This window comes from Bradyrhizobium sp. LeoA1Lang (assembly GCF_055413685.1).
Window position 1 is genome coordinate 1 of record NZ_JBVAPG010000197.1, and the last position, 13,272, is coordinate 13,272.

16 protein-coding genes are annotated in these 13,272 nt (G+C 63.8%); 6 read left to right on the forward strand and 10 right to left on the reverse strand.

Features of this window, described 5'->3' with window-relative positions; translation table 11 throughout:
* Positions 1–174 precede the first annotated feature (174 nt).
* Positions 175–570, reverse strand: a complete 396-nt coding sequence (locus ACZYOF_RS37785) for a hypothetical protein (protein ID WP_463718939.1) — start codon at positions 568–570, stop codon at positions 175–177.
* Positions 571–936: 366 nt separating this feature from the next.
* Here ACZYOF_RS37785 and ACZYOF_RS37790 point away from each other — a divergent pair, with 366 nt between their 5' ends.
* Both ACZYOF_RS37790 and ACZYOF_RS37795 read left to right on the forward strand, forming a co-directional pair.
* Positions 937–1,971: an aspartate-semialdehyde dehydrogenase gene (locus ACZYOF_RS37790; protein ID WP_463718940.1), complete on the forward strand. Its 1,035-nt coding sequence runs from the start codon at positions 937–939 to the stop codon at positions 1,969–1,971.
* A 37-nt stretch (positions 1,972–2,008) separates the two neighbouring features.
* The gene (locus ACZYOF_RS37795; RefSeq protein ID WP_130229081.1) at positions 2,009–2,560 is read left to right on the forward strand and encodes a TIGR00645 family protein; all 552 of its coding nucleotides are present in this window, start codon (positions 2,009–2,011) and stop codon (positions 2,558–2,560) included.
* A gap of 39 nt (positions 2,561–2,599) precedes the next feature.
* Here the strand turns inward: ACZYOF_RS37795 and ACZYOF_RS37800 are convergent, their stop codons facing one another.
* A complete protein-coding gene (locus ACZYOF_RS37800) occupies positions 2,600–3,250 on the reverse strand; it encodes a carbonic anhydrase (protein ID WP_463718941.1) in 651 nt (216 codons plus the stop codon).
* Between the two features lie 95 nt (positions 3,251–3,345).
* Between ACZYOF_RS37800 and ACZYOF_RS37805 the strand changes: the two genes are divergently transcribed.
* The gene (locus ACZYOF_RS37805) at positions 3,346–4,224 is read left to right on the forward strand and encodes an HpcH/HpaI aldolase/citrate lyase family protein (protein ID WP_463718942.1); all 879 of its coding nucleotides are present in this window, start codon (positions 3,346–3,348) and stop codon (positions 4,222–4,224) included.
* Positions 4,225–4,259: 35 nt separating this feature from the next.
* On the opposite strand, the gene ACZYOF_RS37810 is transcribed toward ACZYOF_RS37805, so the two are convergent.
* The 3 genes from ACZYOF_RS37810 to ACZYOF_RS37820 form a co-directional block, all read right to left on the reverse strand.
* Positions 4,260–5,045: a glycosyltransferase family 32 protein gene (locus ACZYOF_RS37810; RefSeq protein ID WP_463718943.1), complete on the reverse strand. Its 786-nt coding sequence runs from the start codon at positions 5,043–5,045 to the stop codon at positions 4,260–4,262.
* A gap of 37 nt (positions 5,046–5,082) precedes the next feature.
* Positions 5,083–5,688, reverse strand: a complete 606-nt coding sequence (gene leuD, locus ACZYOF_RS37815) for a 3-isopropylmalate dehydratase small subunit (protein ID WP_463718944.1) — start codon at positions 5,686–5,688, stop codon at positions 5,083–5,085.
* Positions 5,689–5,852: 164 nt separating this feature from the next.
* Entirely contained in the window at positions 5,853–6,251 is a 399-nt protein-coding gene (locus ACZYOF_RS37820) for a metallopeptidase family protein (protein ID WP_463718945.1), read from the reverse strand.
* Between the two features lie 118 nt (positions 6,252–6,369).
* On the opposite strand from ACZYOF_RS37820, the gene ACZYOF_RS37825 reads away from it, so the two are divergent.
* The 3 genes from ACZYOF_RS37825 to ACZYOF_RS37835 all read left to right on the forward strand — a co-directional run bounded on the left by ACZYOF_RS37825 (position 6,370) and on the right by ACZYOF_RS37835 (position 8,462).
* Positions 6,370–6,681 (forward strand): hypothetical protein, encoded by a 312-nt coding sequence (locus ACZYOF_RS37825; RefSeq protein ID WP_463718946.1) that lies wholly within the window; start codon positions 6,370–6,372, stop codon positions 6,679–6,681.
* Positions 6,682–6,984: 303 nt separating this feature from the next.
* A complete protein-coding gene (locus tag ACZYOF_RS37830; RefSeq protein ID WP_130581210.1) occupies positions 6,985–7,206 on the forward strand; it encodes a hypothetical protein in 222 nt (73 codons plus the stop codon).
* Positions 7,207–7,847: 641 nt separating this feature from the next.
* Entirely contained in the window at positions 7,848–8,462 is a 615-nt protein-coding gene (locus tag ACZYOF_RS37835; protein ID WP_394569231.1) for a hypothetical protein, read from the forward strand.
* Between the two features lie 117 nt (positions 8,463–8,579).
* On the opposite strand, the gene ACZYOF_RS37840 is transcribed toward ACZYOF_RS37835, so the two are convergent.
* From ACZYOF_RS37840 to ACZYOF_RS37860, 5 genes are all read right to left on the reverse strand, one after another.
* Positions 8,580–8,789, reverse strand: coding sequence for a hypothetical protein (locus tag ACZYOF_RS37840; protein WP_130581207.1), 210 nt, complete (start codon positions 8,787–8,789; stop codon positions 8,580–8,582).
* A gap of 101 nt (positions 8,790–8,890) precedes the next feature.
* A complete protein-coding gene (gene leuC, locus ACZYOF_RS37845) occupies positions 8,891–10,297 on the reverse strand; it encodes a 3-isopropylmalate dehydratase large subunit (protein ID WP_394569232.1) in 1,407 nt (468 codons plus the stop codon).
* A gap of 502 nt (positions 10,298–10,799) precedes the next feature.
* Entirely contained in the window at positions 10,800–11,189 is a 390-nt protein-coding gene (gene rplS, locus ACZYOF_RS37850; protein WP_027580760.1) for a 50S ribosomal protein L19, read from the reverse strand.
* Between the two features lie 107 nt (positions 11,190–11,296).
* Entirely contained in the window at positions 11,297–12,019 is a 723-nt protein-coding gene (gene trmD / locus ACZYOF_RS37855; RefSeq protein ID WP_463718947.1) for a tRNA (guanosine(37)-N1)-methyltransferase TrmD, read from the reverse strand.
* A gap of 9 nt (positions 12,020–12,028) precedes the next feature.
* Positions 12,029–13,111, reverse strand: a complete 1,083-nt coding sequence (locus ACZYOF_RS37860; protein ID WP_463718948.1) for a zinc-binding dehydrogenase — start codon at positions 13,109–13,111, stop codon at positions 12,029–12,031.
* Positions 13,112–13,272 lie beyond the last annotated feature (161 nt).

The following is a 13,272-nucleotide window of genomic DNA, read 5'->3' on the forward strand; positions in this document are numbered from 1 at the left end:
TTACCAGGTTGCGGGGCTGCTGCGCAGCAGCCCCGCAACCTGGCCCTAACCCATCAACCCGCCCTGCCGCCTCAAGCGCCGGGCTCCTGTCCCTGATTATCCTGTCTCACTACAGGGGTGCAGTTCAAGAGACTTATCCCGGATTGCGCTGCGCTCCACCCGGGTTACAGGCTCTCAATACAGCGGGAACCTGGTTGGCTCGCCGCCCAGATCCGACGGCGGGTTGAGCGGCTGACGGTCGATCGGCCGATTGAGGTTTTCCCGCGCGAAGTCCGGGTACCCGAACGGCGACGGAAAGGCGTAGTCCTGGAACTTGCGGTCGCCTGGCAGCACCTCGGTGCCGGCATCGAGCCACGAGCGCGTGGTCACGAAGACGCGCGTGCGTGGTCCCTGCTGGTAGGAACGGTTGGGCCCTTGGCCGCCGTAGGTGACCCGGCCGTCGCGGTCATACCGGAGCTGGTCCTGACGCCTGCTCTGGGCATCGGCAGGGCTGGCGAGGAGACCGACCACCGCCGCAGCGGTGGCAAAGAATACCGCGAACCTGGTCGCAGCAGGAAATTTGGCAGTCATTTCATCCTCGTCACTGTGCCCCGACCGGAGGCCGGCAGGTCGCCCCATCTGATTTGGTCACATTGTAGCCTTGGCGCAACTGCCGCCACTAGGTCAAATGCGCCACACCCGCGCGCAATAATGCCGCGGCAAGCGCAAAAGTTTCATGAAAACCAGTGCCTTGCCGCGATGTCGCCATCATCGGAGGGGCGCCGCGGCCGGTGGCGTGCGGCGCCTGAGTGATTACATCATGTCACCTGAACAGGCGGCCAGACCGGCGAAGCGCTACGACTAACGTTGTCTTAACGGCGTTTCTCGCATAGAAGCGCTGCGCTTCCTTGAGCCGCCGGATGCGGCAGGCGAGCATTTTTCCTCGGAGAGTGAACGATGGGTTACAAAGTCGCGGTGGTGGGTGCGACCGGTAATGTCGGGCGGGAAATGCTCGGCATTCTGGACGAGCGCAAATTCCCGGCTGACGAGGTGGTGGCGCTGGCCTCGCGCCGCAGCGTCGGCGTCGACGTCTCCTATGGCGACCGGACCCTGAAGGTCAAAGCGCTCGAGCATTACGACTTCTCTGATGTCGACATCTGCCTGATGTCGGCGGGCGGCGCGGTGTCCAAGGAATGGTCGCCGAAGATCGGTGCCGCCGGTGTTGTCGTGATCGACAATTCGTCGGCCTGGCGCATGGATCCGGATGTGCCGCTGATCGTGCCGGAGGTGAATGCGGACGCGGCGGCGGGCTTCACTAAGAAGAACATCATCGCCAATCCGAACTGCTCGACCGCGCAGCTCGTGGTGGCGCTGAAGCCCCTGCACGACAAGGCGACGATCAAGCGCGTCGTGGTGTCGACCTATCAATCGGTCTCGGGCGCCGGCAAGGACGCGATGGACGAACTGTTCTCGCAGACCAAGGCCGTCTACACCAATGACGAGCTGATCAACAAGAAATTCCCCAAGCGCATCGCCTTCAACGTCATCCCCCACATCGACGTCTTCATGGAGGACGGCTACACCAAGGAAGAGTGGAAGATGATGGCGGAGACCAAGAAGATCCTTGATCCCAAGATCAAACTCTCCGCGACCTGCGTGCGCGTGCCGGTCTTCGTCGGCCATTCGGAAGCGGTCAACATCGAGTTCGAGAACCCGATCTCGGCCGATGAGGCGCGCAACATTCTCCGCAACGCGCCAGGCTGTCTCGTCATCGACAAGCAGGAGCCCGGCGGCTACGTCACGCCCTATGAGGCTGCCGGCGAGGACGCCACCTATATCAGCCGCATCCGCGAGGACGCGACAGTGGAGAACGGACTCGTGCTGTGGTGCGTGTCGGACAATCTGCGCAAGGGCGCCGCGCTGAATGCGGTGCAGATCGCCGAATGCCTGATCAACCGCAAGCTGCTCACCGCCAAGAAGAAGGCGGCCTGAGAGTCGCGATTGGTGAATGACCGGGGAGCCGGAATCGATGACCGACGAGCCGGTTCCTTATCGACCTGATCCCAGGCTGAAACGCGTTGAGATCGGCTTCGAAAGCCTGATCTTCAACAGCCGCTGGCTGATGGCGCCGTTCTATTTCGGTCTCGTCGTCAGCCTCGCGGTGCTGCTCTACAAGTTCGTCGCACTGCTGTGGGAGTTCATCCTGCACGTGCCGTACGCTAAGGAATCCGACATCATCCTCGGCGTGCTCTCACTGATCGACGTGTCGCTGACCGGCAATCTCATCCTGATCGTGGTGTTCTCGGGCTACGAGAACTTCGTTTCCCGGATCGATCCCGCCGGCCATCCGGACTGGCCGGAATGGATGACCAAGGTCGATTTCGGCGGCCTGAAGCAGAAGCTGCTTTCCTCGATCGTGGCGATCTCGGCGATCCAGGTGCTGAAGGCCTTCCTGAACATCGATGCGATCTTCGACGCGCAGAAGCTCGGATGGCTGGTCGGCATCCACCTGGTGTTTGTGATCTCGACCCTGATCCTGGCCTTGTCGGACCGCTGGGGCGCCGGCCACGGGGCGGATTGATTGGCGAATAGGGAGTAGCGAATAGCGAGTGGAGTTAGCCTATTGGCTACCCGCAACTCGCGCACTCACGAATTCCTTCGTCGTCCGGTCGAGCACGAACAGCGAGCCTTCGGCGACGCCGAAATAGGCGCCGTGCAGGTTCGTGTCGCCCTTCTGCACCCGCTCGCGCACGAACGGGAACGTCATCAGGTTCTCGAGCGAGCGGAACACCGCGGCTTTCTCGATCCGGATGGTGAAATCCTGCATCGTCTCGTGCTCGCGCTGCTCGACCACCTCGCCGGGCTTGATGAACATCTGCATCCACTTGCCGATGAAGTCGCCGGGCGACAGCGGCTGGATTTTATCGATGAACGCGCGGATGCCGCCGCATTGGGCATGGCCAAGCACGACGATGTGCTTCACCTTGAGCACGCTGACGGCATATTCCAGCGCCGCCGAGACGCCGTGGGCGCCGCTGTCGGGCTGGTAGACCGGAACCAGGTTGGCGACGTTGCGCACCACGAACAATTCACCCGGCCCCGCATCGAAGATCACTTCCGGCGAGACGCGGGAATCGCAGCAGCCGATCACCATCACCTCGGGTGACTGGCCGCGCACGGACAATTCGCGGTAGCGGGACTGTTCCGTGGGCAGCCGCTGCGTGGCGAAAGCCCGGTAGCCGTCGAGCAGATGTTGCGGGAAGAGCTCCATGCCCTTGCCTAACCACAAGCCGATGACCGGAACAAGGCTTTCGGACCGATGGCCGAAATGATAGGCGGGATGGAAACGACCGAAAGGAAACGACCATGACCCGTCCGCGCCGCAGCCTGTTGTTCATGCCCGGATCCAATGCGCGGGCGCTGGAGAAAGCGCGCAACCTGCCGGCCGACGGCATCATCCTCGACCTCGAGGATTCGGTGGCGCCGGACGCCAAGGGCCTGGCGCGGGACCAGATCGCGGCTGCCGTAGCGGCCAAGGGCTTCGGCAAGCGCGAGGTGCTGGTCCGGATCAACGGCCTCGATACGCCGTGGTGGGTCGACGACGTCGGCATGGCCGGCAAGGCTCAGCCCGACGGCATCCTGGTTCCCAAGGTCTCCAGCGTCGACGACCTCAACGCGATTGCCGATCGCCTCAGCGACATCAACGCCCCTGCCTCGATCCGGGTCTGGGCCATGATCGAGACCGCGCGCGCGGTGCTGCATGCCGAGGAACTCGCTGCGGCCTCAAAGGATTCCGAAGCCCGCCTTGCCGGTTTCGTGTTCGGCCCGAACGACATTTCCCGGGAGACGCGGATCAAGATGCAGCCGGGCCGTGCGATCATGATCCCGATGATCACCCATTGCATCCTGGCGACGCGCGCGCACGGCCTGGAGATCCTCGACGGTCCCTATAGCGATTTCGCCAATGTCGACGGCTTTGCCGCCGAATGCGCACAAGCCCGCGATCTCGGTTTCGACGGCAAGACGCTGATCCATCCGGGCCAGATCGAAGCTTGCAACGCGATCTTTACCCCGCCGGCGGAAGAAGTCGCGGAAGCCCGCAAGATCCTCGCCGCGTTCGACAAGCCGGAGAATGCCTCGCGCGGCGCGATCCAGATCGACGGCCGCATGGTGGAGCGGCTCCACGCCGAGATGGCGCGGCGCACGATCGCGATTGCAGATGCGATCGCGGCAGTGAGGAATTGACCTCTCGTCGTCCCGGCTTTCGCCGGGACGACGGGTTAGCGAAATTTTTCGGCCGCCCACGCATAGAGGCTTCCGGGGATCGGCGCCTCGCGGCCGCGGCCCTTCGGCGAGATGTGCAGGCCGATGACGTCGGGATTGCCGAGCAATTTCGAGTAGTCGCGCGGCTCGAAGAACAATTTCGGTTCGGCATGCACCGCATAGAACGACTGCTTCGGCAGGGCATATTGCAATTCCCCTGCGCGGCGGGCGAGCGCGGTGAGTGCCGGCGGGCCGTAGAGGGAGATCCGGATGTCGGAGAGACGGTTGGAAACGCCGCGCAGGCGCCGCAGCGCGAAGACAACGCGATGACGGAGCGCGAGCCACTCCGGCGTCAGCTCCTCCTGCTTCATCAATCCTTCGAAGGCGCGCACGATCGGATCGTCCGGCGGCAGATAAAGCACGGAGTTGCCGAGCTGGCGCGGCCGCTCCCACGCAAAATAGGGCTTGGCCGGATCGATCTCGATCGGCTTCAGGAGCAGCACATCGGCATCGAGCCAAACGCCCGCGCGTTCGGCCATCAGCCGTATGCGGAAAAAATCGCTGAACTGCAGGATGGTCCAGCCGCGCCAGCTCCCATCCGGGTCCGGCGGCCGCAGCTTCTCGGAGAACGCATGCGGCAGGATCGCTTCGGCCTCGGCATTGCCGATGCCGTCGGGCAGGCCGGGCAGCGGATCGAAACTGTAGACGGTGACCTTGTGGCCGGCGGCGACCTGCGAACGCAGGCAGGTCAGCCGCAGCCGGTCGAGCGGACCATGCCAGAAGGTGACGACGTCCGGACGCATGCGTCGTTCCTCTAGAGCTTGATCCGGAGCGGAAAGATCAGGCCCAGGCGCGCTCGCGGCTGGCCTTGGCCTCGTAGTCGTCGATCGACGACTTCTTCTCCATCGTCAGCCCGATATCGTCGAGGCCGTTGATCAGGCAGTGCTTGCGGAACGGGTCGATCTCGAACTTCACGGCGCCGCCGTCGGGACCGCGGATTTCCTGATTCGCCAGGTCGATCGTCAGCGTCGCATTGGCGCCGCGCTCAGCGTCGTCGAACAGCTTGTCGAGGTCTTCCTGGGCAACGCGGATCGGCAGGATGCCGTTCTTGAAGCAGTTGTTGTAGAAGATGTCGCCGAACGAGGTCGAGATCACGCAGCGGATACCGAAATCGAGCAGTGCCCAGGGCGCGTGCTCGCGGCTCGATCCGCAGCCGAAATTGTCGCCGGCGACCAGGACCTTGGCATTGCGATAGGCCGGCTTGTTGAGCACGAAATCGGGATTCTCGCTGCCATCGTCCTTGTAGCGCTGCTCCGAGAAGAGCCCCTTGCCAAGGCCGGTGCGCTTGATGGTCTTCAGGTGCTGCTTGGGGATGATCATGTCGGTGTCGACATTGATGATCTTCAATGGCGCCGCGACGCCTTCCAGCTTGGTGAACTTATCCATCGATCGCACTTCCCGGTTCAAGGTGGGAGGGGGTTATCTATCCCGAAAAACCCCCTGGAAAAAGGCTAATTTGCGCATGGGGCCTTTGTCCGACGCGTTTTCTTCACGCGAACCGGGGGCCACCCTCGGATCAAGTCCGAGGGCATGCTTCGCTCGAAAACGCTTTAGCCTGCAGCGGCCTCGATCGCCTCCATGTCGGCGTCGGAGAGGCCGAAATGGTGGCCGATCTCATGGACCAGGACGTGGCGGACGATGTGGCCGAGCGTCTCCTCGTGCTCGGCCCAATAGTCGAGGATCGGCCGGCGGTAGAGCCAGATCATGTTGGGCAGGTGCGGGACGTCACCAGGGCTCTGGTGGGGGAGACCTATGCCCTGGAACAGGCCGAGCAGGTCGAATTCGCTTTCGCAGCCCATCTCGTCCATGACCTCGTCGGTTGGGAAATCGTCGACGCGAATGATCACGCCTTCGCAAAGGCTGCGAAAGCGTTTGGGCAGGCGCTCGAAAACGTCATGCGCCATGGCCTCCATTTCGGCGAGCGATGGCGCTTTGGCTGTGGTCCACATGGCGCTTGTTTAGCGCGAGTTTCGCACAGGGCGCCAGCGCTGTTGACCTTGTCGCGGCAATCGGAGACCGTACGGCCCGCGAACTGGATTTTGGGTGGGCGTGATGCGGCGGATCGTGATGGGAATGCTACTGGCGGCTTTGGCGGGAGCCTCGCTGCCGGTTGCTAGCGCGCAGGCGCAAACGGCTCCATCGGCAACGCTGGGCGTGCAGGCGGTTGCGCCCACCATCTCTGAGTCCTCCGCACAGCGCCGGCGGCCGCTGCGGCGGATTCCGATCTACCGCCAGGATCACTGGGAACCGGATGTCATCCCGCGCTACAATCCCGGCCCGAACGCCGTGCGCGATTGCACCGCCCACTATGTGCAGGAATACCGGCCGAGCGGTACCGTGATCACACCGCGCATGCACTGCTATTGGCGTCCCGGTTAGCTTCCCGCTTGAGCATGATCTCCGCGCAAACGCTTCGCGTTTGTCGCGAGGGAAAACCGGTCTCCACTTTTCCGGCTCATGCTCTAGCAGCATCGCCAATCGCCGGTACTGCGCACGGCCGGAATTCCTGACTTTATCAAGGAACTGAAACGCGCAGTCCGGCGTTCACGTCCGCGGCGCAGATTCATTCCCTCCACATTCACGTCGTCCGCTTCTGCTTGCGACCTGCGTCGCGGCAGCCTCACTCGATTCGAATCGAAGGTTGCAGACGTGACATCCGAGGACGTTCGGGAGAACAAAAAAATGAAGGTGACAAAACTTCTGGGGCTGGTTGCCGCCAGTTCCCTGCTTGCGCTTGCGGTGCCGGGCGAGCGCGCTCACGCGCTTTCGCTGAACAGCCCCGGCGCCGCTGCGGCGGTTCAGGATGCTCCGAAGCAGATGTCGGAGACGACCGAAGTGCGCTGGCACTCCCGTCGCCATCACCGCCCGCACCGTTGGCATCCTCGCCGCCACTGGCGCCGCTGACAGGCTCGCGGCATTCAACGCAGAGCGCACAGGCCCGTGAGTAACGGGCCTGTTTTTCATTTTCAGCCAAGAAAGTTTCCATTTCAGCCAAGAAACAGGCATGATTGTACCCGTTATCGCCCGCTCGATTGCTGGAGGAGTCATCTCATGAAGGGTTGGATCGGCGCCGCGCTGGTTGCAGGTGTCATGGTATTGGCATCGCCGGCGTCAGTGACGACGGCCGCGGCAGGGCCGCAGCGGACCGTCGCGCAAAAGGCTGATGCAGGAGCCACGGATTTCAGTGCGCGCCGCTACAGGCCCTACTACCGAAACGTTGATCGGTCCTACATCGACTTCTACTACCGGCCCTATCCTCCTTACTCTCGCGCTTACACGCAGCCTTACTACTTCCGACCATATCCATATGACAGGCCGGTCCCGTACGCATTCGGCTTCCGGCATGACCCGTGGTGGTGGTGAGGCGCTGAGCGCTTCCCAAACAGACGGTTGATTGCAATCCTCTTTCGCTCGTGTCGCATTCACGGCGCGTTCACGTCGCTGTCTCTAGCGTCATGATGGGAGCGACCGCACATGCACGCGATGACGACGCACGCCTTCTAGGCGGCGCGATTGCTATTGCGCGCTTCAAGGAGGTTTTCGGAATGAGGAGACGACAATTCGGGCGCGGCATGATCAGTCGCGTCGGCCTTGCGGCTGCCGCGGTGTTCGTCCTTACGACGGCAACGCAGCGCGCCGAGGCGCTCTCACTGGCCAGCCCGGGCGCCGTACCGGCGACGAAGGCGGCGACTGAAGGGCTGGCCACCGAAGTGCAGTTTCGGGGCCATGGCGGCGGTCGTGGCGGCGGTTTCCATGGCGGTGGATTCCGCGGTGGTGGTGGTTTCCATGGTGGCGGCTTCCGTGGCGGTGGTTTCCGGGGTGGTGGTTTCAGAGGTGGGGGTGTCGCGTTCCATCGCGGCGGCGGCTTTCGCGGCGGCGGCGTGGCCTTTCATCGCGGGTTTCGTGCGGCACCGGCTTTCCACGGCGGCTACCGTTATGGCGGCTTCCATCGCTACTACGGCGGCGGCTATCGCTACGCCTACCACCGGCCCTACTTCCACCGGCGTCATTTTCACCGCCGGTTCTACTATGCTCGGCCGTACTATTATCCGCGCTACTATTACCCGCGCCGTTGTCGGATCATCTGGACCTATTACGGCCCGCGCCGGATCTGCCGCCCCTGGTGGTATCGTCACCACTATTGGCGTCCGTATTGGTGAGGCTTCGTAGCCCGGGTGAAGCGTCAGCGTAACCCGGGGCCGGTACGCAATGTTGATGCAAGTGTCCCGGGTTGCGCGTTCCGCTCCACCCGGGCTACGGGCTCGAAATGAGCCGTCTTAATCCCAGTCCCTGAACTTCCAGGACTTCAGCTTCCACGGCGTCAGGTTCTCGACCCGCCATTGCGCCCAGCGGTCCGGCGGCCAGTGGCTGAGGCGCGAGGTTTCTTTCGCCTGAGGCATTGGATCGATCACGCGCGGCATGGTTCGGCGCCGGTTCTGGCGCGTCGCCTCGCTGACCATATCGATATATTCGCGCTTGTCGGCCATGGCTCGGCTCCTTGCGAAAGGATGCATCCGCAAGGAGCAAGTCTGCGCCTCGCTGCTTAACGAGGCGTTTCCGCGATTTATCGAGCTTGAGGGAAAGGTGGTTAACGCCACTCCCTCACGTCGACAAAGTGCCCGGCGATTGCCGCAGCAGCCGCCATTGTCGGCGACACCAGATGGGTGCGGCCCTTGAAGCCCTGGCGTCCTTCGAAGTTGCGGTTCGAGGTGGAGGCGCAGCGCTCTTCCGGCTTCAGCTTGTCGGGGTTCATGGCCAGGCACATCGAGCAGCCCGGCTCGCGCCACTCAAAGCCGGCCTTGATGAAGATCTTGTCGAGACCTTCCGCCTCCGCCTGCTCCTTCACGATGCCCGAGCCCGGCACGATCATCGCGTTGACACTGGCGTTGACGTGCTTGCCCTCGGCGATCTTGGCCGCGGCGCGCAGATCCTCGATGCGGCCATTGGTGCAGGAGCCGATGAAGACGCGGTCGAGCTTGATGTCGGTGATCTTCGTGCCCGCTGTCAGGCCCATATATTTCAGCGCGCGATGCTTGGAGAGGCGCTTGGCCTCGTCCGCGATCTTGTCGGGATCCGGCACGAACCCGGTGACCGAGATGACATCCTCGGGCGAGGTGCCCCAGGTCACGATCGGCGGCAGCTTTGCTGCGTCCAGCCGGAGTTCGTGGTCGAAATGCGCGCCGTCGTCGGAACGCAGCGTCTCCCAGTAGCGCATCGCCGCATCCCAGGCCTCGGCCTTCGGCGCCTTGGGACGGCCGCGCAGGAAGTCGAACGCCTTCTCGTCGGGCGCGACCAGGCCAGCGCGCGCGCCGCCTTCGATCGACATGTTGCAGACGGTCATGCGGCCTTCCATCGACAGCGCGCGGATCGCCTCGCCGGCATATTCCAGCACGTAGCCGGTGCCGCCGGCGGTGCCGATCTCGCCGATGATGGCGAGAATGATGTCCTTGCCGGTCACGCCTTCGGGCAATTTGCCGTCGACGGTGACGCGCATGTTCTTGGCTTTCTTCTGGATCAGGGTCTGCGTCGCCAGCACATGCTCGACTTCGGAAGTGCCGATGCCGTGCGCGAGCGCGCCGAACGCGCCATGCGTCGAGGTATGGCTGTCACCGCAGACGATGGTCGTGCCGGGCAGCGTGAAACCCTGCTCGGGGCCGATGACGTGGACGATGCCCTGGCGCTTGTCGAACTCGTCGTAATATTCGATGCCGAATTCCTTGGCGTTCTCGGCGAGCGCCTTGATCTGCTCGATGCTCTCAGGATCGGGGTTCGGCTTGGTGCGATCGGTGGTCGGCACGTTGTGGTCGACGACGGCCAGCGTCTTTTGCGGCGCGTGCACCTTGCGGCCAGTGGCGCGCAGGCCTTCGAAAGCCTGCGGCGAGGTGACTTCGTGCACCAGATGGCGGTCGATATAGAGCAGGCAGGTGCCGTCTTCGGCTTCGTGCACCAGATGGTCGTTCCAGATCTTGTCATACAGGGTGGTCGGTTTGGACATGAGCATCAGCTCCAGCGATGTTGTGGTAGCGGATCGGCGCGGTTAGGCGCCGGGGCAAACGAAAGGCCGGCGCAGCATCAAGCTGCGCGCGTAAGCTCCGACGTTGCCGAGGTCGCAAAGCGCCCGAAGAACCGGCCAGGCAGCCGCGAGCGATCGTCGATCACGACGCGCTTGATGGGCTCGATGCTGGTCTGATCTGGAACCATTCTACAAATATATAGCAGGCCAATCCGGAAGCGCGAGTGCTTTCAATGCGCGTCACGGCTTCAAAGCCGCGTGCGCGTGAATTCACCCTGAGGAGTGCGCCATCGGCGCGCGTCTCGAAGGCGAGGCCACCGGCGGGGCCTCCATCCTTCGCCCGGCGATGCATAGCATCGTCCGGAGACGCGCGTTCCGCGTTCCTCAGGATGAGGGATTGACACGGGTGTCACCGCACGAAGCAACAAAAAAGCGCGGGGACCGGCCCCGCGCTTTCAGTCACATCCGTATTGGTCGGATGAGCTTACTCGTTGACGGCGGCGGCGCGATCCTGCTTGTCCTGCTTCTCGACAATGCGGGCCGACTTGCCGCGGAGATTGCGCAGGTAATAGAGCTTGGCGCGACGGACCTTGCCGCGGCGCACCACCTTGATCGAGTCGATCATCGGCGACATCACCGGGAAGACGCGCTCCACGCCCTCGCCGTAGGAGATCTTGCGCACCGTGAAGCTCTCGTTGAGGCCGGAGCCCGAACGGCCGATGCAGACACCTTCATAGGCCTGCACGCGGGTGCGATCGCCTTCGACCACCTTGACGTTGACGATCACGGTGTCGCCGGGCGCGAATTCCGGGATCTGCTTGGTCGCAGCGAGCTTGTCGTACTGCTCTTTTTCGAGCTGCTGGATGAGGTTCATTGAAATCTCCATCGGCGGCGCGCCCAGCACCGACGCGGGCTGCGCAAGAATTCGGTCTATCCTGATTGCGGATTTGGGCGCTCCTATAAGGCAAAGCGGAGGCTTTGTCACCCGTCTGTCGTGTTTTTTGTGCCGTGCCGCGCGATCCACAAATCCGGCCGCCTGGCCCGGGTCAGAGCCTCGGATTGGGCCCGTCGCCAAGCTGCAACCTTGGCATGATCGCCCGAAGTGAGGATTTCCGGGATCGGCCGGCCCTCGAATTCCTGCGGGCGGGTATATTGAGGGTATTCCAGTAGTCCCTCGGAGAAGGTCTCGTCCTCCCCGGAGGCCTGCTTGCCCATCACCCCCGGCAACAGCCGTACGCAGGCGTCGATCAGCGCCATGGCGGCGATTTCCCCGCCCGACAGCACGTAGTCTCCGATCGAGACCTCCTGAAGCCCGCGCGCCTCGATCACCCGCTCATCGACCCCCTCGAATCGGCCGCAGACGATGAGCGGACCCGGGCCGGACGCGAGTTCCGCGACGATGGGCTGGGTCAGTGGCCGACCCCGTGGGCTCATCAGCAGCCGTGGCCGGTCCGGCGCGATATGGGTCGCATCGATGGCGGCAGCCAGGATGTCGGCACGGAGCACCATGCCGGGTCCGCCGCCCGCGGGGGTATCGTCGACGCTGCGGTGCCTGTCGGTCGCGGAATCCCTGATGTCCCGCGGTTCCAGCGTCCACAGGCCGGAGGCGAGCGCCCGGCCCGCCAGGCTGACGCCAAGCGGTCCCGGAAACATCTCCGGGAACAGGGTCAGCACGGTGGCGCGCCATATGGTCTGAGCGGTCATCGGGTTCCGTTACGGCACCACGGCCGTGAGGTCGAGACCCTGCATCAGCGCGGCGGCTTCCACCGCGCGCTTGATGTCGGCAAGCGAAAACGCCGTGACGTTGATCTGGCGGAGATCGAGCAGGTTCTCGGCGGCCAGCGCCGCCAATTGGCCGGGCGCCGTCCGGTCGTACATGAATTGCCCGACCACCTCCCAGTCGTTCGCCAGCATTTCGCGGAACGAGAGCTCAAGCGGCGCCTCCGCGCTGCCCATCAGCACCAGCCGCCCGCCACGCTTCAGCGCGCGCAGGCAAGACAGCGTGGTCGAGGTGCTGCCGGCGTTGCCGAGCAGGTCGAGCGCGACCTCGGCCCCGCCGGCCGCGGCGCGGCGGATGATCGGAAGGTCCTCGGCTGCGTTGCCGCTGACGACGGCCGGAATGACGCGCGGACCGAAGGTCTCGCGCAGCAGTTCCAGTGCCGCCCGCTTGCGCCCGACGGCGACTACGCGTCCTGCGCCCATCGCGACGGCCAGCATCACCGCGCCCGAGCCGAAATAGCCCGACGCGCCATTAATGATGATGGTCTGTCCGCCACGCAGACCCGAACGCTGCAATCCGCCGAACGGTACGATCAGTTTTGCGAGCCCGATCAATTCGGTCGCGGGCCTGTCCTCGAGCCCCGAAAGCGGCGTCACGCAGGCTGCCGGCCAATGCGCGACCTCGGCAAACACGCCGTCGCGCCAGCGTGTCTGCAGGGCCAGCGCTTCCGGCGTGGTTGTCATGGCCGTAAGCCCGATCAGGATCTGCGGCGGCTCGCGGTCGGGCACATCGCCGCGCAGATGCGGGCTCAGGAAGACGCGGTCGCCGGCTTCGACATGACTGACATTGTCGCCGACCGCGAACACACGCGCGATGGCGTTTGTCCCGGGCACGAATGGCATCGGCGGCAGGCTGTAGGGCACCGCGCCTGACAGCACCTTGCCTGTGTAGGAAAGCACCATGCCGGCTTCGATGCGTACCACGACGCCGTCGGGTGCGGGCGCTGGTGTCTTCACTTCATCGAGGCGGAGATCGTTATGCGCGTGCAGGCGCCAGGCTTTGTGGGTGTCCGTCATCGCGACTGTTCCCAAATCCGTCGTCCCGGCGAACGCCGGGACCCATATGTGGACGGCCCCCGTGGCACAAGAGCTTTTGAGGTGATCGGATCGCTTGCATCCATATGTCCGGCCTGTTTGATGCGATCGGATGATCGCTGGCCAAGATGGGATGCGCGAGG